Raw genomic sequence first — 26,002 nt, forward strand, 5'->3', positions numbered from 1 at the left:
AATATTTTACTCAATATGTCCCTAAAAAATGTAAGAATAAATTATGTATAGATTTATAATTTAAAAAGTGGAAGGACAAAATAAGTCGATCACGTTTGACGGACGAGAGATACGACTAACTACAGGACTATATGCTCCTCAAGCAAGTGGATCAGTAATGATCGAGTGTGGAGACACATCTTTATTAGTTACAGCTACAAAAACTACCAAAAAAGAAGCCGCTGACTTTCTACCTCTAATTTGTGATTATGAGGAAAAACTATATGCTGCTGGTAGAATTCCAGGCGGTTTCATGAGAAGAGAAGGTCGTCCACCAGAAAGAGCGACTTTAATCTCAAGATTGATTGATAGACCAATGAGGCCTCTTTTCCCTTCGTGGATGAGAGATGAAATTCAAATAGTTGCCTCTTGCCTTTCTCTTGATGAGAGAGTTCCTGCAGATGTTCTTGCTGTTACTGGAGCATCAATAGCAACATTGCTTGGTGAAATTCCATTTTATGGTCCAATGGCAGCTGTTAGAGTTGGACTAATAGGTGATGATTTCATTCTAAATCCAAGCTACAGAGAAATAGAAAAAGGTGATTTAGACATTGTTGTAGCAGGTTCTCCTGATGGGATTGTAATGATCGAGGCTGGGGCTAATGAATTATCCGAGCAAGATACTATTGAAGCTATAGATTTTGGTTACGAAGCTGTTACTGAACTTATTAAATCTCAAGAAGATTTACTAAAAGACTTAGGTATTAAACAGATAAAACCATCTTTACCAGAAGAAGATAAAACATTACCTTCTTATTTAGAGAAGAATTGTACAAAAGCCATTGAGTTAGTTTTAAAGAAATTTGATCTGTCAAAAGAGGAAAGAGATCTTGAACTAGACAAAATAAAAGTTGAAACTCAAAGTAAAATTGAATCTTTGAAAGATGACAACCAATTAAAAGTTCTACTTTCCGAAAATGAAAAGTTATTAAGTTCCGATTTTAAAAAACTTATAAAGAAATTAATGAGATCACAAATCATTAATGATGGCAAAAGAGTTGATGGAAGAACATTAGATGAAGTAAGAAAAATTTCTGCAAGTGCAGGAATCCTTCCAAAAAGAGTTCATGGTTCAGCCTTATTTCAAAGGGGTTTAACTCAGGTTTTATCTACTACCACACTAGGGACACCTAGTGATGCTCAAGAAATGGATGATCTAAACCCAAGCACAGAAAAAACTTATTTGCATCACTACAATTTCCCTCCATTTTCTGTTGGTGAGACTAGGCCAATGAGAACTCCAGGAAGAAGGGAGATAGGGCATGGAGCCTTGGCAGAAAGAGCATTAATACCTGTACTCCCTGGGAAAGAGAAATTCCCATACGTACTTAGAGTAGTTAGTGAAGTATTAAGTTCTAATGGATCAACTTCTATGGGATCAGTCTGCGGAAGCACTCTTTCACTTCTTGATGCAGGAGTGCCTTTAAAAGCGCTTGTTAGTGGTACCGCTATGGGATTAATTAAAGAAGAAAAGGAAGTTCGAATTCTTACCGATATTCAAGGAATTGAAGATTTCCTAGGAGATATGGACTTTAAGGTAGCTGGTACTGAAAAAGGGATAACAGCTTTGCAAATGGATATGAAAATCACTGGCTTACCAGTAAATGTAATTTCTGATGCTATTAAAAAAGCCCGTCCTGCAAGGTTACATATCTTAGAAAAAATGCAGGAAGCTATTGATAAACCTCAAGAATCCCTATCTCCTCATGCCCCAAGACTTTTAAGCTTCAGAATTGATCCTGAGCTTATTGGAACAGTTATTGGCCCAGGAGGAAGAACAATTAAAGGTATTACAGAAAGAACTAATACAAAAATAGATATCGAAGATGGAGGAATCGTTACTATTGCTTCCCATGATGGTGCTGCTGCAGAAGAAGCTCAAAAGATAATTGAAGGATTAACAAGGAAAGTTCATGAAGGAGAAATCTTTTCTGGAGTCGTAACTAGAATCATCCCAATAGGAGCATTTGTTGAAATTCTTCCAGGGAAAGAGGGAATGGTTCATATTTCTCAATTATCTGAAGCAAGAGTAGAGAGAGTTGAGGATGTAGTCAGACAAGGTGATGACGTCACAGTAAGAGTTCGAGAAATTGATAGCAGAGGTAGAATTAACCTAACACTGAGAGGCGTAGCCCAAAATGGAGGAATGTCTTACCCTGAACCAACTCCAACTCCAGTGGCTCCTCTAAATTAAAGAGAGCAAATATTATATTTATCAATAATTCTTTTTATCTCTAGGCATAAACTTTTATGCTTACTGATATTATTTGAAGCGACTAATATTCCTCTTTGTTCAAAATTTGGATTTCCATAAGATAGATTCTGATTATACACATTTGTAATCGCTCCTCCAGCTGCATTTAAAATCGCTTCTGGTGCTGCAAAGTCCCAATCTTTTGGAGAACTTCCTCCGGACACAGTAGATGTAATATATAAATCACTTTCTCCTCTAACAATAGAAGCCAACTTACACCCTATACTTCCCATTATGATTCTTTTTTTAAAACCAATTTTTTCTATTAAATTTTCCAATATATTATTTCTATGATTTTTACTGGTAACTAAAGTCATATCTACAAGTTTTTTATCATTTTGAATAAATGTTTTTTTCTTTGAACCATTTCTTTTTTCACACCAAACTTTATTATCATACGCAATCCATAATTCTTCTCGTTCTGGAATCAAAATAATGCCAAGAATAGGCTTCTGGTTATAATTTAAAGCAAGATGCATTGCATAGTCATTTGTCCCATCGACAAAATCTTTCGTCCCATCTAGAGGGTCAAGGACCCAAAGCCAATCTGAACTTTTATCTAATTTAAACGATTCTAGCTTTGCATTTTCCTCGCTCAAAATTCCCCAAGATACATTACTATACTTTTCACTAATTCCTTGAATAATTAACTCATTAACTTTTAAATCAGCTATTGTTACTGGATCATCGTTATTTTTATTTTGTAAAATTTTATCTTTGTTATCTAAATCTTTTAATAGATTAGAATAATAAAGCATGATATCTGCAGCTTCCCAACTTAAAGTCCTTATATCATCAATAAGACTATTTATATTTACGCCGAATGGTAATTTAAGCACGAAATGAGTACGAAAACTTCATTGTCTCATAGAAACCAAGAACCTGAAAATAGTGTTCTTTATCTCGTTGGTACACCTATAGGTAATCTAGATGATATCTCCTTAAGAGCAATCAAAATACTTAAAAACGTTTCTTTAATTGCATGTGAGGATACAAGGCAAACTATTAAGTTAATGAATAAATTAGGAATTAAAAATAAATTAATTAGTTTTAACGACCATAACTCTTGTAAAAAAATTCCTAAATTAATAAATGATCTTAAAGAAGGTAAATCTATAGCTTTGGTTAGTGATGCAGGTATGCCAATAATTTGTGACCCTGGAGAGGATCTTGTCAAAAATGTAAAATCTAATGGGATTGATGTTATTTGCATTCCTGGGCCATCTGCTGCTTTAACAGCTCTTGTTTCAAGTGGGATGGCCTCTTCAAGTTTTAACTTTGAAGGATTCTTACCAAAAAAAAAGAATGAAAGGGAAAAAATTCTTTTTAAAATTTGTGAAAGTGAAAAAACAACAGTCTTATTTGAATCCCCTCATCGACTAAATAGACTTTTAGAAGAATTAAAAGAATTTTGTGGCGGAGACAGAGAAATACAAGTTTCTAGAGAATTAACAAAAAAATTTGAAGAGAATATTTATGACAATATTTACGGTTTAATAGAAACTTTTAGAGGAAGAGAAATAATTGGGGAAATAACAGTAGTTATTAAGGCTAGAAATAAATTAAAAAATTCAAAAATTAATGAATTTGTTTTAAAAAAAGAGTTAAATGAATTAATAACTGCAGGTCTAAGTTTATCTGCCGCTTCAAGTTATTTAGCAAAAAAGAAAAATCTTAAAAAAAGCATAATTTATAATTTGCATTAAAATAAATAATGAGTTTGCAAGCAAAATTTGTATAATTTCAAGAGGTTATTTTTAAATTTTTTTTTAAATACTTTTTTATTTTTAATATTAATCATAGTTATTCAAAATAGCTCAACTAAAGAAAGAGTAAATTTATTAATAGATGAAACAATTGAATTACCTCTAAGTTTCATCATTGGAACAAGCTTTATAACAGGTACTATGTTAGGGCAACTAATTACTCCACTTGATAATAAAAATCACTAAAGAGCAATTAATTTATCAGGACTAACTATCCGAGATATCCCTCGAGATCTTAATAAAGGGGCGACAATTTTTAATACATCGGGATTCGGGACCTTTATCACTTTTTGTTCTTTATTACAATCTCTTTTTGCATTTTTCTGATCATCATATATTCTTAGAGTTTTTCTATTCAAATCCTCTTTTGATAAGAAATTCCATTCAGGGTAATCATTTAAAATTTTAACCTCTAATTCTGTTTTATTATCCACAATCATGTAAATAACTTTTGGGAAATTAATCTCTGACACAGGAATAGAGGATAAATCTTTTTGATTTTGATTATCTATTTCATAATCTAAAGGAATAATTTCAACAAATGATGTTTGATCATTTGATCCGATATTAAATTCATTGTTAGTTCTAACATTATCAGCAACTTCTTGAATTACCAATTCTTGGTTCTCTTTCTTTTTATCAAAAAACTTTTTATTTGATCTATTAGTTTTAATTAAATCCTTATAAATTTGTTCTCCAAGTATTTTCTTTAAATTCCTTGAGATAGTAAGTTTTGAAAAATTATAAGTTTCTGATAACTCATCAAGACTTATACCTTTGGTAAAGCTTTTTGTTATTTCTTTCTTTTGATCTTCTGAAAGTTTTTTTGCCAAAATATTTTAATGTTAATTAATCCTATAATATATCTTTAAAAGAAATTTATATAATTCAAATATTTTTAGCTGGTTAAAAACTTTTAAAAAACTTATCTTAATTGTTTAGGTAATAACTAACAGATATAATGATGAGGTGCTTCCTTAGCTCAGCTGGATAGAGCAACTGCCTTCTAAGCAGTGGGTCAATGGTTCGAATCCATTAGGAAGCGTAGCAATATTAATAAGAAATTGATGGTGAATTCAATTAATTTTATCCAATAAAATTTTTTATAAATCATTCTACGAATGCAAAACAATCCAAAACTCTTCAATATAGGAAGATCCTTTTTTTTATTGGGAGCTTTTACTATTGCTTCAGCTCCATTTATATCATCAATCCTTTTTCTGTTAAGTTTTCCAATTAGTTTTTATTTGCAATCAACAAAAATATTTAAGGATAGATGGAACCAGCTGCTTATTGCTTCAACATTCATACTCTTAATTATCGCTTTCATACAAAACAATACCTACCCAAATATAGAAGTAGAGATTCAAGAAAGGCAAATGCTGTGGACACCCTCAGCTTCATTGATTGGTTTGGCAAATTGGATCCCATTATTTTTATGCTTTATTGGAGCAAGAACCTTTTTATCTTCAAAGAAAGATAGAAAGTATTTTGCAAATTTTCTTGTCGCAGGCTCAATACCTGTATTAGTAACTGGATTTGGGCAATATTTTTTTAATTGGCATGGGCCATTTAATATTTTAAATAACCTGATCATATGGTTCCAAAAACCTCTTGATGCTGATCAAGGTTTGTCTGGTTTATTTAATAATGAAAACTATGCAGGATGCTGGCTAAATATAATATGGCCATTTTCAATAGCTTTATTATTTGAAAAATCATTAAATTTATTTAAAAAAGGAATTATAGTTTCATTTTTAATTTCAATTTCTACTGCAATTTTCCTAACTTCTTCTAGGAATGCATGGGGAGGATTAATAATTACCTTATCGCTATTGTTAGGAAATAATATCATTTTTTCATTTTTTATTTTATTCATTTCGATATTTGTTTTAGTAAATTTTAGTAATCAACTACCCGAATTACTAGATAAAATTTTTCCTTTTTTGCCAGAAAGATTGATCTATATTATTAACAACTTCGACACATCAAGTTATGAGATAAAAGCTTACAACAGATCTTTCATATTCCTTTTTACTGCAAAGATGATAAAGGATAGGCTTCTTCTTGGCTGGGGGGCTTCTGCCTTCCCGATTTACTATTTCATGGAAAATGGAATCTATTTAGGTCACACCCATAACTTCTTTCTTGAATTAGCTTTTAGCTATGGAATAATTCCATTGTCACTAATAGCTGCGACAATTTTACCTATTTGTTTTATTTCCTTTAAAAAAGTTTTTCTTAATCAAAATAATACATCATTCATCGATTTACTTTTTGATAAAGCATGGTGCGCATCCTTCTTCGTCTTGCTAATAAGTCAGATGTTTGATCTTCAATATTTTGATGGGAGAATAAGTTTTACCTTTTGGGTTCTCTTAGCAGGGGTAAAAGAAATAATTTCAGAAAAAAAATATAATAATGAAATATTGAATTAAAAAATTCTTTATTAGTGTAAATTCAACAAATCTCTATTTCGAATTTCCTTCTAAAAACTTTTTTAAAAAATTTATAGAAACTATTAAAATACCGTAAAAAGTTAATGAATATAAGATCAACTCATTTTTTGAGAATATCAAATACGTGCTAAATACGGCTATTGCATTTAATAGCAAAATTATTAAAATTGTTAATTTATAATTAATCCCAAATTCTAATAATCTATGATGAAGGTGATTTCTATCAGGGTAGAATGGGGATTTTAAGTTATAAATTCGAACTAATATTACAAAAAACATATCTAATACCGGTACGCTCAATAAAATCAATGGGAATAAAGATGCAAATATAGAACTATTAATAGTATCTCTAATAATAAGATTATTACTTGCAATCAGACTTAATGCTGCCAAGTTAAAACCAAGAAAGTAAGACCCCCCATCACCCATTAAAATTGAAGCGGGTTTATAGTTATGGATAAGAAATCCATAACAGGCTCCGGCTATTGCTAAGGAATACAAAGAATATTGATATAAATTTAGAGAGAGAAACACAAAAAATAAACCAGAATATAAAATTACAGATACCCCTCCAGCTAATCCATCCAAACCGTCAATCCAATTAAAGGCATTAGTTACACCTGGTATCCAAAGAATTGTTATTAGTAACCCTATAACTAAAAAAAGAATATTAAAACTATCTAATGTTCTAGCAAATTGAAAAAATGGGAATAACAGATTTTCTAGAAATGTTAATGCAAACAATGTTGATGAAGCCTGCAGAAACAGCCTTGGAATAGGTTTTATTGTAAATAAATCATCAAAAAAACCTATTAAAAAAAATAAAAGAGAAACAGAAAAAAGATATATAAGTTGATTATCAAATTGAATATTAAAAAGATTCGCAATTAATAATAAAGAAATGGAACAACCAATGATAATGGATAATCCACCTATCCTTACGATTGTCCCTTTGAAATCTTTTCTTTTTTCATATCGATCAATAACTCCATACTTTAATCCAATTCTACGTATAGGCGATATTGCAAAATTTGAAATAATGATAGAGAAAATAAATACAATTAAATTTTTATTTTCAAAAAATTCAGACATTTAAAAAATATATATTTAGATAATATCAAAAATAATAAAAGAAATATTTAAAAGAAATATTTAAAAGAAATATTGTTAAGCAAGTTATTTAGTTCTTCGTTATTAAGGCTAACCAAAATTATTAAGCCATCATTCTCAATACATGATTCTCAAGATAAATTAAGAATTAAATTAAGAATTAATGTAAAAGATGAGTGAAAATGAAATTTTTCCTGTAATTTTATGCGGAGGTAAAGGCTCAAGATTGTGGCCGTTATCTAGACAAAGTTTTCCAAAACAGTTCTTATCAATTTGCTCAGAAGATAGGAAATCTCTTCTTCAGCAAACATATGAAAGAATTTCAACCTTTGAGAATATAAAACCACCAATAATTATTTGTAATGAAGAGCATAGATTTATTGTTGCAGAACAAATGAGAGAAATAAATATTGTTCCAAGTGCAATTATCCTTGAGCCATATGGGAGGAATACAGCTCCTGCAATAGCAATTTCCACATTGTTCTCCTTAAAGTTAGCAAAGAACCCAACGCTTCTTGTATTGTCATCAGATCATATTATTAAAAACGAAATGAAATTTAGAGAGGCTATAAAGGTTGCGTTGAAATTTTCCCAAGAAAACAAGATAGTTACTTTTGGTGTCATCCCAACATCCCCTGAGACAGGCTACGGATATATAAAATCTAAAGAGCCATTTAACTTAAACAAAATAAATGGGATTGATATTATGGAATTCATCGAAAAACCAACATTAAATAAAGCTAAAGCCCTAATTAAAGATAAATTTTTTACTTGGAATAGTGGAATTTTTGTATCTCAGGCTATAACCATGATTAATGAAATGTCCTTACATTGCCCTGAATTATTAGATTATTGCAAAGAATCTGTATATAAAAGCGAAAAAGATCTTGACTTCATTAGATTAAATAAAGAATCCTTCGAAAAATGTCCTAACATTTCCATAGACATTGCAGTAATGGAAAAAACAAAAATTGGGACTGTTATTCCATTAAATGCAGGTTGGAGTGACATTGGTAGTTGGGACACAGTTTTAGAAAACGCTAAAAAAGATTCTTTTGGAAACTTTAGCGAAGGTAGAACATTAATCAGAAAAACAAAAAATTCTTATTTAAGCAGCAATAGCAGATTACTAGTATCACTTGGCCTAGAAGATACAATAGTGATTGAAACCACAGACGCAATTTTGGTTGCCAACCGAAATTTTTCCCAAGATATAAAAAATATAGTTGAAGAACTTTGTGAAAAAAATATGCCTGAAGGACAAGCAAATAAAAAAGTTTATAGACCGTGGGGGTCCTTCATTTCTCTTGAGGAACATCCTAATTGGCAAGTAAAGTTATTAACTATAAAGCCAGGAGAAAAACTATCCTTGCAAATGCATCAATTTCGTTCTGAACATTGGATTGTTGTAGAGGGTCAAGCACGTATTGAGATAGGAGATAAATCATTACTTCTTAGTAAGAATCAAAGCACATATATTCCAAAAAAAACCAAGCATAGAATTCACAACGCCGGCAAGGTGGCTCTTAATGTTATAGAAGTTCAAAGTGGGACCTATCTTGGGGAGGATGACATCATTAGATTTGAAGATAATTACGGACGTAATAGTTAAAGTTATTGCACTCTCCAAAAATTACCAAATTAGATTAAATTTTCACAAATTATTTATTCTTTTTGAATAAATTTGATTAAAAATTAAATTTTGAAATTTATTTAAATTGAAGATTTTTTAAATATAAAATTTGACTAAAGATTTTTCACTATAATATAAATTGAAGTCTACAAACAAAATCAATATTTTCACTTAATGTCTAAACGAAAGAAAGCTTTAATAACTGGAATAACTGGTCAAGATGGTAGTTACTTATCAGAATTTTTATTAAACAAAAACTATGAAGTGCATGGAATTAAAAGAAGGTCAAGTAGTTTTAATACTTCAAGGATTGACCATCTTTATCAAGATCCCCATAATAATGAACAATCATTCATACTCCATTATGGAGATTTAACTGATAGCACAAATCTAATAAGAATTATTCAACAAGTTCAGCCTGATGAAATATACAATTTAGGAGCTCAAAGTCATGTAGCAGTTAGTTTTGAGACTCCAGAATATACTGCAAATTGTGACGCTTTAGGTACCTTAAGAATTCTTGAAGCGATAAGAATTCTCCGTCTTACAGAGAAAACAAAGATCTATCAAGCAAGTACCAGCGAACTATATGGACTTATTCAAGAGAGTCCACAAAGTGAGCAAACTCCTTTTTATCCTAGGAGCCCATACGGTGTAGCCAAACTTTATGCTTACTGGATAACTGTTAATTATAGAGAAGCTTACAACATGTTTGCTTGTAATGGAATCTTATTCAATCATGAAAGTCCTAGAAGGGGTGAAACTTTTATAACAAGAAAAATTACAAGAGGATTAACAAGAATAAATGCAAATTTAGATAAGTTTTTATATTTGGGTAATCTTGATGCCAAAAGAGATTGGGGTCACGCAAAGGATTATGTTGCAATGCAATGGCTAATGCTGCAGCAGGATAAACCTGATGACTTTGTGATTGCAACTGGTCGAACAGAAACGGTAAGGAAATTTGTTGAAATGAGTGCCAAAGAACTGGGATGGGGCAAAAATAATAATGATCCTGCAATAATATGGGAAGGTGAAGGAATAAATGAGATCGGGAAAAGAGCTGATAATGGTGAAATAGTGATTAAAGTTGATCCTAAATATTTTCGTCCTACTGAGGTAGATCAATTAATGGGTAACCCCAAAAAGGCCTACGAAATACTTGGTTGGGTTCCTGAAACTAGTTTAGAAGAATTAGTCAAAGAAATGATTGCTTTTGATAAAGAAGAGGCCTTAAAAGAATCATTATTAAGAAAAAAAGGTTTCAAGGTTGCCAGTTTCAATGAGACGCCTTAGTCGCGGCAAGTCTCAAAGAAATTTTAAGTTTAAAACTGATATGGAAAAAAAGATTTCACTAAAAGAAAAAATTTTAGTAGCTGGTGCAAAAGGTATGGTTGGCAGCGCAATATGCAGGGCTTTAAAAAAATCTAATTATGGGAATCCTAATAATGGAGGTTCTATTCTTAGTCCCTCTAAAAAGGAATTAAATTATCTGGACTTTTCCACATTGCAAGACTGGTTTAAAAAAAATAAACCTTCAATAGTAATTATTGCAGCGGCAAAAGTTGGAGGGATCCTAGCAAACTCATCTAAACCAGCTGATTTTATTATTGAAAATCTCAAAATACAAAATAATCTTATAGAAACATCTTGGAAAAATGGCGTGAAAAGACTTTTATTTCTTGGTAGCAGTTGTATCTATCCCAAGCATGCTTCTCAACCTTTAAAAGAAGAATATCTTTTAACTGGTGCTTTGGAATCTACAAACGAATTTTATGCAATTTCAAAAATTAGTGGAATTAAGCTTTGTCAAGCACTTAATATTCAATATGGTTTTGATGCAATAAGTTTAATGCCAACAAACTTATATGGGACTGGAGATAATTATGATATAAACAATAGTCATGTATTACCCGCTTTGATAAGAAAATTTTCCGAGGCATCTGAGAAATCATTATCATCTGTTACTTGTTGGGGGACAGGAAATGTATTAAGGGAATTTCTACATGTGGATGATTTAGCAAGAGCTGTAGTTTTTTCATTAGAGAATTGGGATCCTAAAGATTCTTCATCTCCAAAAGATATATATGGGAATCCACTTTATTTCTTAAATGTTGGGACAGGTAAAGATATTACTATAAAAAATTTAGCTTTAAAAATTGCAAATGCTACTTCATTTAATGGTGAAATTCATTGGGATAATACGAAGCCTGATGGCACCCCAAAAAAACAACTCAATATAGAAAGAATTCTCAAGCTAGGATGGGTTCCAAAAGTTGATTTAGATGAAGGTATTTCACAAACAGTCTTTGAATTTTTGAAAAAAGAAAATTTAAGAGGTATTTGAGTCTAGTATAGTAGCTGAAAAAACCAAATTGATGCAGAGACCTTTAGTTACTTTTGTTTTAGGTACAAGACCAGAAGCTATCAAACTATCGCCATTGATAATCGCTTTTAAAGCTTCTGAAAAGGTTCAAACAAGGGTGATTTTAACTGGGCAACACATAGAGATGGTAACCCAAGTAACAAATATATTTAATATAAAAGAGGATTTCAATCTTAATTTGATGCAACATGGTCAGAGTTTAACATTTATTACTAATTCGATTCTGAATGGCCTTGATGCGGAGTTCTCGAAAAACAAGCCCCAATTCATATTAGTCCAAGGAGATACAACTACAGCATTTGCTGGGGCTTTGGCAGCCTTTTATAAAAATATTCCTATAGGTCATGTTGAAGCAGGATTAAGGACTGGTTCATTAGATAATCCTTTTCCAGAGGAAGCCAACAGAAGATTAATATCTCAGATTTCAACACTTCATTTTGCACCTACAAAAAATGCATATTTAAATCTTATAAATTCAGGAATTAATAAAGAAAATATTCAAATAACAGGTAATACTGTAGTTGATGCCTTGAAGATCATAGCTGAAAAGGATCTTAAAAATAAATGTAATGAAATCTATTCTGGCGGAGATTATCTTATTCTATTAACAGTACATAGAAGAGAAAATTGGGGAGAAAACCTTAAAAATATAATAATTGCTATTAAAAAAATCGTTCAGTTCCATACTAATATTTCAATTGTTTTACCCATGCATAAAAACAAAATAGTTAGAGATATTTTAAAAAATGAGCTTGGGGAAAATCCCAAAGTTATTCTTACTGAAACACTGCCATATGATCAATTAATATCTGTAATGAAAAAAAGTTACTTTATTATTACTGACTCAGGCGGCATTCAAGAAGAAGCACCTACTTTAGCAAAACCTGTCCTAGTCATAAGAGAAACCACAGAAAGAACTGAGAGTATTGAAGCAAAAACTTCAAAGTTAATAGGTACCAATCCAGATAATATATTTAAAGAAGTTTCAGAATTAATTTTAAATAAAACTAAGTATCAAAAAATGGCAAAAGCTATTAATCCATATGGAGATGGTAATTCAAGCAAACGAATTCTAAGTCACTGTCTTAATTTTTTGAAAATTTGATGCTATAACTTTGCAAATATCAGGTGAAATAATTATCTCTTTTCTTAAATCATAGTTAATTTATTTTAATTAAATTTCTCTTTTATTAATAAAAATATATTGCTAGGCATTGCAATTATTTTTAATCTTAACAGGAATTTCTATTTTTTTTATTCCACTGCTTATTTCCCCTGTCAGGCACAAACTCAAACGTTTTTCTCTTATCCCAAAACCCTCAGAATAATATGTTTCGCAAATTGTATGTTTTGCTCCGTACTTTTCTTCTGCGATTTTAATTATATTTTTTAAAACTTTTTTATCTACTTTAGGACCTAAATGCCACCATTGACGCCAATACAAATCTATTCTGGAACTTATTTGATCTATTAGTACAAAGTCAAGATTACCATCGATATCTAACGATATTGAAATTTCCCTTCTATGAGCAGCATTGATTTTCTTAAGCGAATCATTTTCTCCTGAAACAACTAATTTATTATTAATTTTAAGAGACTTATTAAATAGGGATTGAGACTTTCTTGCTGCACGAAAACTTTTCCATACTTCAACTGATTCAATCCAGTTTATTTTTTTCTTATTAAAATCAGATTTGATAGCAAATTGGATTAGGTTATGAGCCTCACCAGAACGCTCGTATAATCTTTCAGATATATTTTCATATCCGCTAGTTCCCACTTCTGCAAAAACAGGTGCTCCTTTAAAAAATAAATCGAAAGTTAATTGATCAGAATGAACATGTGCTGCCTGATGTTTTGGACAAGGTGTTCCATTTTTAAAAACTAATTCCCAGCTCGATCCTGGTCTTAAAAAATACCATCCAGTATCTTTAAGTTCTCTTATTCCTAATTTATTATCTATTGATATATACCTGTTAGAGTTATTTTTAATTTCATTGCTAAAAATCAAGTCAATTAAATTATCTCTAACAGGTGTTAATATTTTTCTTTCTTTATTTAAGAAAGATTTAGCAAAATTCAGAATATCTGTATTAGATTCGTACAAATTATTAGGAGAATCATTGAATCTTGGCATCCTTCCTTTTTCTAAAGATGCTATCTCTATCCACTCAACCATTAAATGAATTTTTTCTATAAGCCAAAAAGGTCTTTCTTGTTTAAAATATTCTATTATTATTGCCAGTTCAGTTAATCTATCAAGCAAAAGTATGTGATATGAGGCGCTCCTTTCTTGATGACCTCCATCTTTTAGTATTTGAGAATCTAATTCCTCCTTTAAACTAATTATTGCATATTCATATATCTCTTCTGATTTAATCGAATTAAATTGAAGACTAGAAATAATTAAAGATATAATATTTTCTAGCCAATGATTGCCTCCATGGCATTTTTCAGGATGACTATATAACCAACAAGTTTGTATCCAAAGTGAATTCAATCTTTTTTTTGTTGCAAGCTCAGGGAAAAATCTAAACAACAAAATCCAATTTCTTATCCTTAAGGAAAGTGTATAACTATGCCATCCATCACCTTTTGAGATTGGGTTGAAATCAATCCAATTATCAATTAAATGAGGCAAGTATTTAAGATATTTGATTTGTTTTTTTTCTAGTAAAATTTCTTCAAGCCAAGATCTAGACCAATCAAAATAATGGAGATTAAATTGCCATAATCTTGAACTTTTATTATTCCAATCCTTAATAGGCAATTCCAAATCTTCTCTAACATTTAAGAATTTGAAAGAAATCTTATTTAATTTTTTATGTTCCTTATCAAGAAAATAATTATAATTAGCCAATTCGAGCATTTTATTTTTTTTATAAATTAGTTTCTTAGTATTTTTAATTACAAAAAACTTAACTATATATTTGGGTAAAAAATTATCTAATAATCTTCTAGATTCATATCTGAATCTCAAAAAAAGTCTATAAAAACCAACATCCTTTAATGTATGAAAATATAAGTAAATTTTTCTCAATTTACTAATCCGCAAAAATCTAATACATTTTTATTTAGGAAATCTAATTGATAAAATTCAGAATGGGAAACAAGTAAGATATGAATATCAACCGAATGATATATTTCATCCAAAGATACCAAATCAAATAGATCAATATTTTTGATATTAGGGTCGCATACAACCACATCAAAATTATTGGATAATAATTCTAATACTATTTTCAAAGCAGGGGATTCTCTAGTATCGTCTACATTAGGTTTAAATGAGATCCCATAGCATCCTATTTTAATTTCTTTTTTTAACTTGCCTCTTATTTTTTCAACATAATCCATAATTTTATTCAATACCCAAGTTTCCTTATGCAGATTAACCTCCCTTGCAGTTCTTATTAAAGAGGAATTATCAGGGAAACTAGAAGTTATAAACCATGGATCAATTGCAATGCAATGACCTCCAACTCCACAACCTGGTTGTAATATATTTACTCTTGGATGATGATTTGATAAACTTATCAACTCATTTGCATCTATACCAATTTCATCGCAAATAATGGAAAGTTGATTAGCAAATGCAATATTTAAATCTCTATAGGAATTTTCAGTGAGTTTGACCATCTCTGCAGTTTTAGTAGAAGTGATAAATAATTTACCTTTACAAAAAGATCGATAGAAAGCCTCTGCTAATTTTGATGATCTTGAATTAATGCCTCCAATTACTCTGTCATTATTTGTCAATTCAAACAAAATATTTCCAGGCAATACTCTTTCAGGACAATAAGCAACATTTAATTCTGAAAAGTCAATATTAGAATTTTCTTGGAGCTTTTTTGCAATTATATTTGAAGTTCCAACTGGGCAAGTTGATTCTAGTATTATGAGATCTCCCTTTTTTATAAAAGGAGTTATTGAATCTATAGCATTCAAAACATATGAGATATCTGGCTTAGGCAGTTTATTATTATTTATTTGCAAAGGGGTTGGAACACAAATAATGAAAATATCTGATTGAGCTGGTTTGGTTGAAACTTTTAATAATTTTTTTGATACTGCTCTTGAAATTAAATCTTTAAGACCATTTTCTTTAATATGAATTTCACCTTTTTTGATTATGTTAACTACGGAATCATTTGTATCAACACCTAATACATTAAAACCAGCTCTAGTCAATATTGCAGCAGTAGGTAAACCAATATATCCCAGACCAAGTATACATATTTTAAGATCTTTAAATTCTTTTTTCATTTTATAAATTTAGTAAAATCTCGAACAATTAATTTTTTATTGGTAAATTATCATGTTTCATATAAATTTAAAAATTAGTTAGGCTTTTATCAATAGAATTTATATTACATTAAAACCTAATTAAATTAATTTAAAGACAATAAATTTTTATTAAATTAGGCTTATTGTTAGAATATTAAAAAGGCTATAAATTATCTTAATATTTAGCATTGAAACAACTTTTCCAATCATTATCAGACGGTAAAACTTGTATTCAAGAGGTGCCAATTCCTAATCTAAGTAAAGGCAATCTTCTAATAAAAACGCATTGCTCATTATTATCCTCTGGAACTGAGAGAATGCTAATAGAATTCGGAAAATCAAACCTTATCGGCAAAGCAAAACAACAACCGGATAAAGTAAAAGAGGTATTAAATAAACTTAAAACTGACGGTATATTATCAACAATAGAAACTGTTAAAAACAAATTAGAATTACCAATCCCTCTAGGTTATTGCAATGTTGGAGAGGTTATCAGAATAGGGGAAGAAGTATCAGGATTTAAATTAGGAGATCGAGTTATCTCCAATGGTTCTCATGCCGAAATAGTTTCTGTTCCCAAAAATTTATGTGCACTTATACCAAATGAAGTAAGTAATGATAGAGCTGTTTTTACCGTACCTGCATCTATAGCTTTACAAGGCATAAGGCTTGCAGAGCCAACTTTTGGAGAAAAATTTGTGGTTATTGGTCTTGGATTAATTGGCCTTTTAACAGCGCAGGTTTTACTAGCTCAAGGATGTGAAGTTATTGGAATTGATAACGATTTTTCCAAATGCAAGTTTGCAGAAAAATTAGGTATAAAAACTTTTCACAATAAAGAAGGTTTTGATTCAGTTGATGTTTTACTAGGCAAATCTGACTATATTGGATTTGATGGGATATTAATTGCAGCCTCAACTCCTTCAAGTGAACCAATTAATTTTGCAGCAAAGATTTGTAGAAAAAAAGGTAGAATTATTTTAATTGGAAGCACAGGAATTGATATTTCTAGAGATAATTTTTATAAAAAAGAATTAACCTTTAAAGTAAGTTGCTCTTATGGACCTGGGAGATATGATCAGAGTTACGAAAATGACGGTCAGGATTATCCTATAGGATATGTTAGATGGACAGAACAAAGAAATTTTAAGGCAATTCTCTCTTCTATGGAGAAAAATTTAATTAAGCCAGAAGTTATAATTTCAAGTAAATTTGAATTCAAAAATGCTTTGGAAGCCTATGATGAATTACTAAACGATAAAGCAAGTTTAGGAATCGTTCTTGAATATACCAAAAGCAATAATAATATTGTTAAATCTACTATTATCCTAAATAAAGATAAAAACCCCTCAGAGAAAAATCTTTTAACAGACTTTATAGGTGGTGGTAATTATGCTGGCAAAACACTTATTCCTATTTTCAAACAATCAGGAGCAAAACTTAATACATTATCAACAATTTCAGGCTTGAATTCGTCACATCTTGGTAAAAAATTTGGTTTTAAAAAAATAACTACAAATAGAAATTTAATCTTTGATGAAAAAGAAGCGAATATATTAGCAATTGCATCACAACATGATTCTCATGCAGAATACATCATAAAAGGATTAAAAGAAAAAAGAAAAATTTTTGTCGAAAAACCTTTATGCATAAATAGAATACAATTCAACGAAATAAAGAAAACTTATCTAGATCTTATTGAAAATAATAGGAATAATTCAACTCCAATTTTGATGGTTGGTTATAATAGAAGATTTTCAAAATTTATAAAAAAAATAAAAACCAAAATTGACCAACTTAACTGTCCAAAAGCATTTATATACAAGTGCAATGCAGGCTATATACCTGAAAGTCACTGGACACAAGATAGAAATAAAGGAGGAGGCAGACTTATTGGAGAAGCATGCCATTTTATTGACTTATTGAGATTCCTCGCCAACGATAAAATAAAAAATATAAATTTTACTGAGTTAGTACAAGAAAACTCCTTAAATGATACATTTACACTTAACATAACTTTTGTTAATGGATCTATAGGCACAGTGCATTATTTTTCTAATGGGAACAAATCTTATCCCAAAGAGACTTTGGAGATATTCGCTGAAAATTCTATTATAAAATTAGATAACTTCAGAAAAATCAGATCATGGGGCATTAATCTAAATGAATCTAATAATTTCAGGCAAGATAAAGGTCAAAAAGAATGTATTAGATCCTTTTTAGAAACTGTAAGATTAGGCAAGGAACAACCAATACCAATTAATGAAATTTTTGAAGTTCAAGATTGGATTTTAAAAATAATGAATTAATTTGCTAACAAAATAATTCTTTATTACTTTTCAAAATTTTTTCAATATTTATTTTATTTTTTACAAACTTTACAGAGTCTAATCTTTTCTTTTCGTACTCTTTTGGTGAAAGCTTCGCGATATTATTTATAGAATCAACGAAATCTAACTTATTTAACAAGGAAATATCCCAACCTGCATTATGTTTAGATAAATCCCTCCAAGGAGTTTGATTAGAGATTAATACAGGGGTCCCCACTGATAAGGACTCGAATATTGTATGACCATAGTTCTCACTTTTTGTTGGCAGAAAAAAAAGATGGTTTTGACTAATTATTTCTCCAACTTCTTTATGGTCTATAGAGCCTAAATAACTATATGAAATATTAAAAGGTAGTTCTTTCAACAACTTAAGGCAATAATCCCAAAAATCCTTATCGCATATAGGTCCCACTATTTCAAAGTGAACATTTATTTTTAACTCTTTTAAAACCTTAATCGCAAAATCTAAGTTCTTTATAGAAGAAATTCTTGACAAAAAAATTATTTTTAGTGGATTCATTGACAAACTTAAATTATTAACATTTCGATCAAGATTAATTTCTGGTATATCAGGAGCAATTTTAATATTTAATATTCTACTTTTGAAAATATTTTGTATATCATTTAATTCATAAACACTTGATGCCTGCCAAATAACATCTTGATCTAGATTTAAAAACTTAAATATATTTAAATAAATAATTTTACGAAATTTCTTGATACTTAATGCGCTTAACGAAAATTCACCTCTAGGGGCGATAATTATTTTAGTTCGTGGAATTATTTTTAGGTACAACATTATTATAACTATTATTGAAAATTGAAATGAAAAAAAACTATTTAAATAAATATAGTCGTATGATTCACGCCTAAAAAATCTTGGGAATTTATATAGAAAATATAAAAAATTTGATATATAAAATATCCTACTATTATAAGCTTCATTCCAATCATCTACTTTAATATTTTGGAAAGAATTTAAATCATAAACATCTCTATCAGAAGTTACTATGTGAAAGAAATAATCATTACCTATTTTGTTAATTAAATTAGCTATTGTTCTTACAGGACCACCGGATTTATAACCCGGTAAATAATATTTTATGAAGCAAATTATTTTTTTTTTATACATAATTTTAATTATATATTACTTTGTTTAGATTAAAATCCAGTACCGTAAGTTAAGATTTTATCAATAAATAAGATGTTTTTATAGAAAAAGTATGAGAGTATTAAAAGATAAAGAGGACTGCTTGATTTTTTTTCTTTTATTATGAAGAAAGATGCAATAGTAAAACTAATCATATTTACTCTAAATCCACCCAATACAATTAGTGGAATTATCAATGGTAAATACATTAAAGAAAATTTAAACTTTTCTTTAATTAATAAAAAAGGTACTGTAAATAATATTACAAAATTAATAAAATCATTTAAACTAAAAAGTCCCAAAGAGATATAGTTAATTATTTTATAAATAAATGTTTGCAATGCGAATAAAATAAAAGCAGACATTATGGTTGCAAAAATAATTAAATCTTTTATAAAGTTTTTCCGAATAGTGAATTTATAAAATATTTTTTTCAAATCCTCAGATAATCTGCCAAGATATGAAGATACTACAATTACCAATGACTGTAAATGAGCAAAAGGAGATATAAGTATAAGCAAATAAGTTAAATTTGTTGGTACTAATTGTGCATAAATATATAAAATATATGCGAATTTAAGTCTCTCTGCAGCAAACAATAATACTGAAATGTAAAAATTTCCGAAAATTAAAATTTGCGGTAATACTTTTACCTTTTCTTTTTGAAAAAATAAATAAAGACCAAAAACAAGTACAAGATTATAAATTGTTACGTATAAATTCTTATCAATATTAAGTACTGCTGAACCAATCCACATTAAATATAGATGAATCGGCTCAATGGCATTAAGCCAATAATAACCTAGAAAAGGTACTTTTAAAAAACCTACATCAGAAACAGCTTCATAGAAAATCCAATATGCGCCTTGGTCGCCACCAGTATATCTTGATTGTAAAAAATATAATATAGGAGCGATAATAGGTATTGATAAAATTATCCAAAAAATATTTTTATTTAATCTCATTTTTAATTAATCAACTTTCAAAGTTTTGCAAAACTGTTCTTAGTAATTTCTTTTTCTCATAATAAAATCTATTTTCCTTGATAAATTCTTTTAAATTAAATTTATAATAATCGTAATCAGCTAAAACTTCTAAAATATTTTTAGAAAATTCATATAAATAACTTTTAATTTGTTTTTGTTTAATGGTTTTACCAATTTCAAATCCATCAATTAATCTACTTAGTGTTTTTTGACCAGTTCCAATAACTGGTATTCCAGCATGAGCATATTCATAAACTTTATTTGGTGAACAAAGAATATTATTTATATTAATATTTGAATAATATATAAGGCCTAAATCGAAAAAAGACAAAACATCTTGAAGATGTGAATTTGGAATTTTATTTATTATATGAATCCTTCCGTAAAAAATTGAGTTAGATTTTTTTAATAATTCGATATTTTTTTTTGCAGGTCCAGATCCAATTAAAACAAGAGATATACTCAAAGGTAAAATTTTTAATAAATCGATAAAAAAATTAAGTCCCCTTTCTTCAGCAAAATATCCAGAATAAACAAGATATTTTTGATCCGGTTTAATTTCAAAGTCAATATATTTTTCTTTTATTTCTTTTGGTGAAATAGTTCCAATGGTAGATTGTGATATATTTCTTATTGATAGTGGCAAGTTTTTTAATTTAAAGTGTCTTTTCATAACTGCAGCTCTTTCTTTATTAGCCGATATTAAAATATCAAATTTTGATAAACAAAATTTTTCAGTAAAGTATAAAAGTAAATTAAAAATATTTAACTTGTATTTCTTCTCAGGTAATAGTAATTCATGTGCATCATATATAGTCTTTGAATTAAATAATCTAGATATAACAAAGGTAATCAAACAAAGATATCTATCATGACCATATATTATTTTTGGTTTAATTAGAATCGAATAAAAAAACAATTCAAAATAAAAAATTATTAAAGATATAGAAGTAGGAAGTTTATTCCAAGTTATACGGGAAGATATATAAACTACATCATTTTCTGTATATTTTTCCTTAAATTTATTAGAGGGTGAGAATAAATAAATACTATATATTTCTCTAAGAGACTCGATTGACCTTTTAACTCTTCCATCATTTTCAATGGGTGAGTAAACAGACATTAATAATTTCTTTTTCATCTCAAATTAAAAAATTAATTTTCAAGCATTCCATAACTAGGAGAATAATATAATTTATGACGAGCATCATCTTTAGAAAGAAACTTTTCTTTATTAGATTTTGATTCACTCCCCATAAGAATAAGAACTTTTTTATTGGTAAAATACATAACTAATTTATCAATAGAATATTCTGATATGTAAATACCTGAAAATCCTTTTATACCAGAATATGAACAATTTACAGATGTAATTTCCAAGTTTTCAAAAAGTGCCTTATCTGTATCAGGTTCGTAACTTGTTGGAAAGTGAATTTTTCTCGATCTATATGAATTTCTCAATTTAGGAAATGGGGTATAAATATAAGATCCAAAATCCTTAAAAATATGCTTATCATTTAATTTTAAAGTAATAGATAATTGATCTTCATGAAAATGAGATTTTATAAAAGGGTTTTTCTTCTGAATAGATCTTATAGAGATAAAAATAAAACTATTTTTCCATAAATGAATACCAAAATCAGGATAATATCTATATGATATTTTAAAATCAGAAATATTTTGGGGAAGCTTTATTTCTTTTTTTAAAAAATTATTCTTATTATTCTTAATTATTTCTTTTTTAAGCAAATCTAAATTTCTTTCTTCACCATAAGGATTTATGAAATAAAAATTTTTAGGTTTTAGGATATCAAAAGTTTTATTTTCTGCTATATATTTTCCAAATTCATAGTAAAATGAATTTTTTATTTTTTTTGAATTTACAATTCCAACAGATTTTGCCAATTCTATAACATTTTTAATTAATAATGGTTGTTGGAATAAATAATTTGAATTTTTAAAATTTTTAGGAGATTTAAATTTAACTTTTGCATCTTTATTTTTTATTTTTTTCCAATTTGGTCTTAAATTTAAAAATCTTCCAGAATCATTATCCCCAACTTGAGGATGCATACCCTGTTGATCTGAACAATCTTCTAGAAAAGTACAGGCTTTTACGAGTAACTGTAAAGTAGAATTCGGATAAAGAGAATATATTTTTTTATCTTGAAAAATAACATTTTTATATAATTTATTTTTTAAAGGGGTCTTTGCGTAAAATGGTAGAAAATTGTAGCTTACAGGTCTTAATTTAGATATTTTTATTAACCTTGATTCCTTATTATTTAATGAAATAATTACAGAAAACAAAATCATTTCCAAACTTAAATTATGATAGGCTGTAGACCCTTCAAAATTACTTCCATCAGAATTAAATTGATGATGAATCTCTCTATTAAGTTCAGCGATTGCAAAAGATAACCATCGATTAGTTTGAAAAGTTTCTGGTAATAAAGATGATAAGCATAATATCCCACAGATATTAGTTAAATAGTGGTTACCTCTATTTTTAGACCACTCAAGGTTATTTAATATATATTTTGCATGGTCATATAAACTATTAATTATTATATTGTTGTGTTTTCTCCAAATAAACATTTCTTTATTTGACATTAAAGATATTGCCATCAAAATATTAACTGCTCTAATTGCAACCTCCATCGTACAACTCCAATTAACTCCATATAGAGGAGGATTAAAGGCTATAAAATCCAAAATCTGATTATATATTTCTTTCTCAATATTTTTGGCTTTATTACTTCGTTTATCTAAAGTATTTAAATAAATAGTTAATTGAGGTAAATGTTGTAATCTGGCAAGCTCCCATGGATATTTAATATCAGATCCTATTTTATTTCCATATTTAATGCCTGTATACCATTGTTTCTCAGACCATCTAAAACCTGATTTAATATCAATATGCCAATCTATATTTTTATAAGATTTAGAAATATATTTTGCTACTTCAGAACATTTAGATTTATTTGCATAATTTAAATTATTAATGTTATGACTATTAAAATTTTCTTGTTTTTTTTTCGTAAATAATTTAAATTTACTAATTTTTTTTTGTTTGATATATTTATTACAATCACACCAGCCACTCCCTAATAAATCAAATTCATGATTTAGATAATTTCTAAAAATTATTTCATCAGTTTTTTGCTTGTAAAATTTATTTAGAACTTTTTTAGGAAATGGCTTTATATCATTTAATCTATTTGTACTAATTTGTTTTTCATAAGATGGAATATAAGAAAAATAAATTTTACATAAAAATTTGTGAATAATATAAAAAATTCTAGATATAAATCTTAATCTGTATTTATTTTTTGAAATTAAAAATTTTATTTTCGTTAACTTGAAAGGTATATTCATATTAATTTAATTATTTTTTTTTGATTTTTAAGTTATTAAATCGTTTATATCCAGGGAAATTTGGCACGCTTTAATTTGATCATTTAGTGATATAGGGTATTTGCCCATTTTGATACCATTTGCGAAAGCTTTTAATTCTTCGAGATGTCCTTTTTCATTATTTTTGGTTGAAAAATTATTTCTTCTTTTCTCATAGAAACTCATTTTTCTAAAGTCCTCCATTGAAACGACTTCACCATCTTGAAAAAAATCAAAACTTTCTTTAGGAAACTTGTTATTTCCTAAAGCTGTAAAAATTAAATTGCAGATTGACCCATTTTTATATTTGAATGTTGCAACAAAATTGTCAGTATTTGTATATAGACCAAATGAATTATTTAATGTTGGTTGAATATTAATAGAATGAGCAGAGAAACATTCTATTTCCGAATCAGCAAGAAAATTAAAGATGTCATAGAAATGGCATGCTTCACCAATATTTCTTCCACCACCTTCATCTTTGTGAACCCAATTATCTAAATTTATAAATCCTGCATTAACTTTATAATTAAAAATAAATGGATTTAAAGATTTTTTTCTTATATTTTTTAATTTTTCAAAATAAATAGAAAATCTTCTATTGTAACCTGTCATTAATATTTGATTTTCACTATTTTTATTAAGAAATAATTTTATCTTATCAAGTTGAAGTTGAGAAATAGATAAAGGTTTTTCAACGAAAACATGTTTGCCAGCTTTTAATGATTCTATAACAATCTCAGAATGCAAGTCATGTCTAGTTGAGATTAAAACAGCATCTATATTAGGGTTATTAATTATTTCTTCAAAATTATTACAAATATTTTTAATAGAAAATTGTTCAGCTATTGAAAGTGAAGTAAATCCATTTTTGTTGACTATGGAATCTATAGAATATAGGTTCTTAAGTTTTTTCAAATTTGGCAAATGTACACTTCTTGTAAAATTTCCACAACCAATAATTCCGATATTAATCTTCTTATTATTTTTTTTAAAAATATTATGTTTTTTAATATTTATAGAATTAGAAATTAAATTTTCTGATTTTAATCTATTGGGATATTCGAGAACAGCTAAAACTTTCTTTTCTTCCGATTGCAATGATGCGTATGCCTCTTCAAATTTATCTAGAGAAAATTTATTAGATATGAATTCATCAACAGATAAATTTCCTTCATTGATTAATCTGAGATACTCCTGCATATTCCTATTTTCTGTCCATCTAATATAGGGTAAAGGGTAATCTAATCCTTCTTCTTCATATCTTTGATCATATCTACCTGGACCATATGATGTAGAAACAAGAAAATCAATTTCTTTAGAATAAATATCATCTCTATTTAATTTAAGGCCCACATCTCCAACTAATATAACTCTAGCTTTTTTTCTACAGCATCTAAAAGCGGTTGAAACTACAGAATCTGAATTTGTTGAAGCAGTTATTATTACACAATCTACTCCATATCCATTAGTAATTTTTAGTATCTTATTTTCTATTTCTTTATCATTTAAGAATCCTTCTTTTAAACCTAACGATTTTGCTAAATTAACTCTTTTTTTATCTAAATCTAAACCAAAAACATTACAGCCATTTGATCTCAATAATTGACTTGTAAGCTGTCCAAGTATTCCCAATCCTAAAACAAGTACATTTTCACCCAATGTTAGATTTGCCCTTCTGACACCTTGAAGAGCTATAGCTCCCAAAGTAACAGTTGAAGCTTTTTCTAAGGAAAGTCCATTTGGAACAAGCACGCATAATTTTTCAGGTATACAAATATATTCAGAATGATAAGCATATTTTGCGCCTGCACAAGCAACTTTATCACCCAAAGAAAAAGAAGTAACATTTTTTCCTAGAGCAATTATTTCTCCTGCTGCTGAATAACCAATTGGAAGATAATCAAATTCTTTTTGTGAAATGATTTCATTGGTTAAAGCAAAACCTTTTTCTTTAAGCAATTTGAAACCGGTAATAATCTTTTTAGGATCTTTTACTGCTTTAACTAATAGTGAATCTGCAGTTGAACCTATTGATTTAATTTCAGTTCCTGGAGAGAGTGCAGAATAATGAAGTTTAACTAGTATTTCATTATTATTTATTGCAGGGAAAGGTACCTCAAAAAGATCTGGTTTTCCATTTCTAATTAATATTTGCTTCATGATTTTATTTATACATTTATAATGATCATATCAAAATTAAAAAATC

At 28.5% G+C, this 26,002-nt stretch carries 18 protein-coding genes and 1 tRNA gene; 9 read left to right on the top strand and 10 right to left on the bottom strand.

The features are described 5' to 3' along the window. Positions 1-67 precede the first annotated feature (67 nt). Positions 68-2,233, top strand: a complete 2,166-nt coding sequence (locus tag HA145_RS06785; RefSeq protein WP_209128437.1) for a polyribonucleotide nucleotidyltransferase — start codon at positions 68-70, stop codon at positions 2,231-2,233. On the opposite strand, the gene HA145_RS06790 is transcribed toward HA145_RS06785, so the two are convergent. Then, positions 2,230-3,132: a 3'(2'),5'-bisphosphate nucleotidase CysQ gene (locus HA145_RS06790; RefSeq protein ID WP_209128438.1), complete on the bottom strand. Its 903-nt coding sequence runs from the start codon at positions 3,130-3,132 to the stop codon at positions 2,230-2,232. The two genes, HA145_RS06785 and HA145_RS06790, sit on opposite strands and share 4 nt — an antisense overlap. Before the next feature lie 3 nt (positions 3,133-3,135). Between HA145_RS06790 and rsmI the strand changes: the two genes are divergently transcribed. Then, positions 3,136-3,999: a 16S rRNA (cytidine(1402)-2'-O)-methyltransferase gene (rsmI, locus tag HA145_RS06795; protein ID WP_209128439.1), complete on the top strand. Its 864-nt coding sequence runs from the start codon at positions 3,136-3,138 to the stop codon at positions 3,997-3,999. A gap of 242 nt (positions 4,000-4,241) precedes the next feature. Here rsmI and HA145_RS06800 read toward each other — a convergent pair whose 3' ends face one another. Next, entirely contained in the window at positions 4,242-4,892 is a 651-nt protein-coding gene (locus tag HA145_RS06800) for a hypothetical protein (protein ID WP_209128440.1), read from the bottom strand. Between the two features lie 138 nt (positions 4,893-5,030). On the opposite strand from HA145_RS06800, the gene HA145_RS06805 reads away from it, so the two are divergent. Both HA145_RS06805 and HA145_RS06810 read left to right on the top strand, forming a co-directional pair. Continuing rightward, a tRNA-Arg gene (locus tag HA145_RS06805) sits at positions 5,031-5,104 on the top strand. A 76-nt stretch (positions 5,105-5,180) separates the two neighbouring features. Then, positions 5,181-6,497: an O-antigen ligase family protein gene (locus HA145_RS06810; RefSeq protein ID WP_209128441.1), complete on the top strand. Its 1,317-nt coding sequence runs from the start codon at positions 5,181-5,183 to the stop codon at positions 6,495-6,497. Between the two features lie 33 nt (positions 6,498-6,530). Here HA145_RS06810 and HA145_RS06815 read toward each other — a convergent pair whose 3' ends face one another. Next, a complete protein-coding gene (locus tag HA145_RS06815; protein ID WP_209128442.1) occupies positions 6,531-7,610 on the bottom strand; it encodes an MraY family glycosyltransferase in 1,080 nt (359 codons plus the stop codon). 190 nt (positions 7,611-7,800) lie between these two features. On the opposite strand from HA145_RS06815, the gene HA145_RS06820 reads away from it, so the two are divergent. From HA145_RS06820 to wecB, 4 genes are all read left to right on the top strand, one after another. After that, positions 7,801-9,240, top strand: coding sequence for a mannose-1-phosphate guanylyltransferase/mannose-6-phosphate isomerase (locus HA145_RS06820; protein WP_209128443.1), 1,440 nt, complete (start codon positions 7,801-7,803; stop codon positions 9,238-9,240). Between the two features lie 195 nt (positions 9,241-9,435). Next, positions 9,436-10,557 carry a GDP-mannose 4,6-dehydratase gene (gmd, locus tag HA145_RS06825; protein ID WP_209128444.1) on the top strand — a complete coding sequence of 374 codons (1,122 nt, stop codon included), beginning with the start codon at positions 9,436-9,438 and terminating at the stop codon, positions 10,555-10,557. Between the two features lie 40 nt (positions 10,558-10,597). Further along, positions 10,598-11,608: a GDP-L-fucose synthase family protein gene (locus HA145_RS06830; protein ID WP_209128445.1), complete on the top strand. Its 1,011-nt coding sequence runs from the start codon at positions 10,598-10,600 to the stop codon at positions 11,606-11,608. Between the two features lie 31 nt (positions 11,609-11,639). After that, entirely contained in the window at positions 11,640-12,752 is a 1,113-nt protein-coding gene (wecB, locus tag HA145_RS06835) for a non-hydrolyzing UDP-N-acetylglucosamine 2-epimerase (protein ID WP_306822628.1), read from the top strand. A 102-nt stretch (positions 12,753-12,854) separates the two neighbouring features. On the opposite strand, the gene HA145_RS06840 is transcribed toward wecB, so the two are convergent. Together HA145_RS06840 and wecC are read right to left on the bottom strand one after the other, a co-directional pair. After that, a complete protein-coding gene (locus tag HA145_RS06840; RefSeq protein WP_209128447.1) occupies positions 12,855-14,516 on the bottom strand; it encodes a heparinase II/III domain-containing protein in 1,662 nt (553 codons plus the stop codon). A 167-nt stretch (positions 14,517-14,683) separates the two neighbouring features. Further along, positions 14,684-15,910, bottom strand: coding sequence for a UDP-N-acetyl-D-mannosamine dehydrogenase (gene wecC / locus HA145_RS06845; protein WP_209128448.1), 1,227 nt, complete (start codon positions 15,908-15,910; stop codon positions 14,684-14,686). Between the two features lie 209 nt (positions 15,911-16,119). On the opposite strand from wecC, the gene HA145_RS06850 reads away from it, so the two are divergent. Further along, a complete protein-coding gene (locus HA145_RS06850; protein ID WP_209128449.1) occupies positions 16,120-18,240 on the top strand; it encodes a bi-domain-containing oxidoreductase in 2,121 nt (706 codons plus the stop codon). Positions 18,241-18,244: 4 nt separating this feature from the next. On the opposite strand, the gene HA145_RS06855 is transcribed toward HA145_RS06850, so the two are convergent. The 5 genes from HA145_RS06855 to HA145_RS06875 are packed head-to-tail and all read right to left on the bottom strand — an operon-like array spanning position 18,245 to position 25,956. Beyond that, positions 18,245-19,393 (bottom strand): glycosyltransferase, encoded by a 1,149-nt coding sequence (locus tag HA145_RS06855; RefSeq protein WP_209128450.1) that lies wholly within the window; start codon positions 19,391-19,393, stop codon positions 18,245-18,247. A 29-nt stretch (positions 19,394-19,422) separates the two neighbouring features. Then, positions 19,423-20,376 (bottom strand): hypothetical protein, encoded by a 954-nt coding sequence (locus HA145_RS06860; protein ID WP_209128451.1) that lies wholly within the window; start codon positions 20,374-20,376, stop codon positions 19,423-19,425. A gap of 10 nt (positions 20,377-20,386) precedes the next feature. Next, entirely contained in the window at positions 20,387-21,520 is a 1,134-nt protein-coding gene (locus tag HA145_RS06865) for a glycosyltransferase (RefSeq protein ID WP_209128452.1), read from the bottom strand. Positions 21,521-21,552: 32 nt separating this feature from the next. Then, the gene (locus tag HA145_RS06870; RefSeq protein WP_209128453.1) at positions 21,553-23,775 is read right to left on the bottom strand and encodes a heparinase II/III family protein; all 2,223 of its coding nucleotides are present in this window, start codon (positions 23,773-23,775) and stop codon (positions 21,553-21,555) included. Between the two features lie 27 nt (positions 23,776-23,802). Next, on the bottom strand, positions 23,803-25,956 hold the full coding sequence (locus HA145_RS06875; RefSeq protein WP_209128454.1) for a Gfo/Idh/MocA family oxidoreductase: 2,154 nt from the start codon (positions 25,954-25,956) through the stop codon (positions 23,803-23,805). Positions 25,957-26,002: the final 46 nt, after the last annotated feature.

The sequence above is a fragment of the Prochlorococcus marinus XMU1411 genome (assembly GCF_017696075.1).
GTDB lineage: Bacteria > Cyanobacteriota > Cyanobacteriia > PCC-6307 > Cyanobiaceae > Prochlorococcus_A > Prochlorococcus_A marinus_V.

Coding starts and splice junctions, on each gene's coding strand:
- rsmI (WP_209128439.1), top strand. CDS start 3,136: ATGAGTACGAAAACTTCATTGTCTCATAGAAACCAAGAACCTGAAAAT.
- HA145_RS06810 (WP_209128441.1), top strand. CDS start 5,181: ATGCAAAACAATCCAAAACTCTTCAATATAGGAAGATCCTTTTTTTTA.
- HA145_RS06815 (WP_209128442.1), bottom strand. CDS start 7,610: ATGTCTGAATTTTTTGAAAATAAAAATTTAATTGTATTTATTTTCTCT.
- HA145_RS06820 (WP_209128443.1), top strand. CDS start 7,801: ATGAGTGAAAATGAAATTTTTCCTGTAATTTTATGCGGAGGTAAAGGC.
- gmd (WP_209128444.1), top strand. CDS start 9,436: ATGTCTAAACGAAAGAAAGCTTTAATAACTGGAATAACTGGTCAAGAT.
- HA145_RS06830 (WP_209128445.1), top strand. CDS start 10,598: ATGGAAAAAAAGATTTCACTAAAAGAAAAAATTTTAGTAGCTGGTGCA.
- wecB (WP_306822628.1), top strand. CDS start 11,640: ATGCAGAGACCTTTAGTTACTTTTGTTTTAGGTACAAGACCAGAAGCT.
- HA145_RS06840 (WP_209128447.1), bottom strand. CDS start 14,516: ATGCTCGAATTGGCTAATTATAATTATTTTCTTGATAAGGAACATAAA.
- wecC (WP_209128448.1), bottom strand. CDS start 15,910: ATGAAAAAAGAATTTAAAGATCTTAAAATATGTATACTTGGTCTGGGA.
- HA145_RS06855 (WP_209128450.1), bottom strand. CDS start 19,393: ATGTATAAAAAAAAAATAATTTGCTTCATAAAATATTATTTACCGGGT.
- HA145_RS06860 (WP_209128451.1), bottom strand. CDS start 20,376: ATGAGATTAAATAAAAATATTTTTTGGATAATTTTATCAATACCTATT.
- HA145_RS06865 (WP_209128452.1), bottom strand. CDS start 21,520: ATGTCTGTTTACTCACCCATTGAAAATGATGGAAGAGTTAAAAGGTCA.
- HA145_RS06870 (WP_209128453.1), bottom strand. CDS start 23,775: ATGAATATACCTTTCAAGTTAACGAAAATAAAATTTTTAATTTCAAAA.
- HA145_RS06875 (WP_209128454.1), bottom strand. CDS start 25,956: ATGAAGCAAATATTAATTAGAAATGGAAAACCAGATCTTTTTGAGGTA.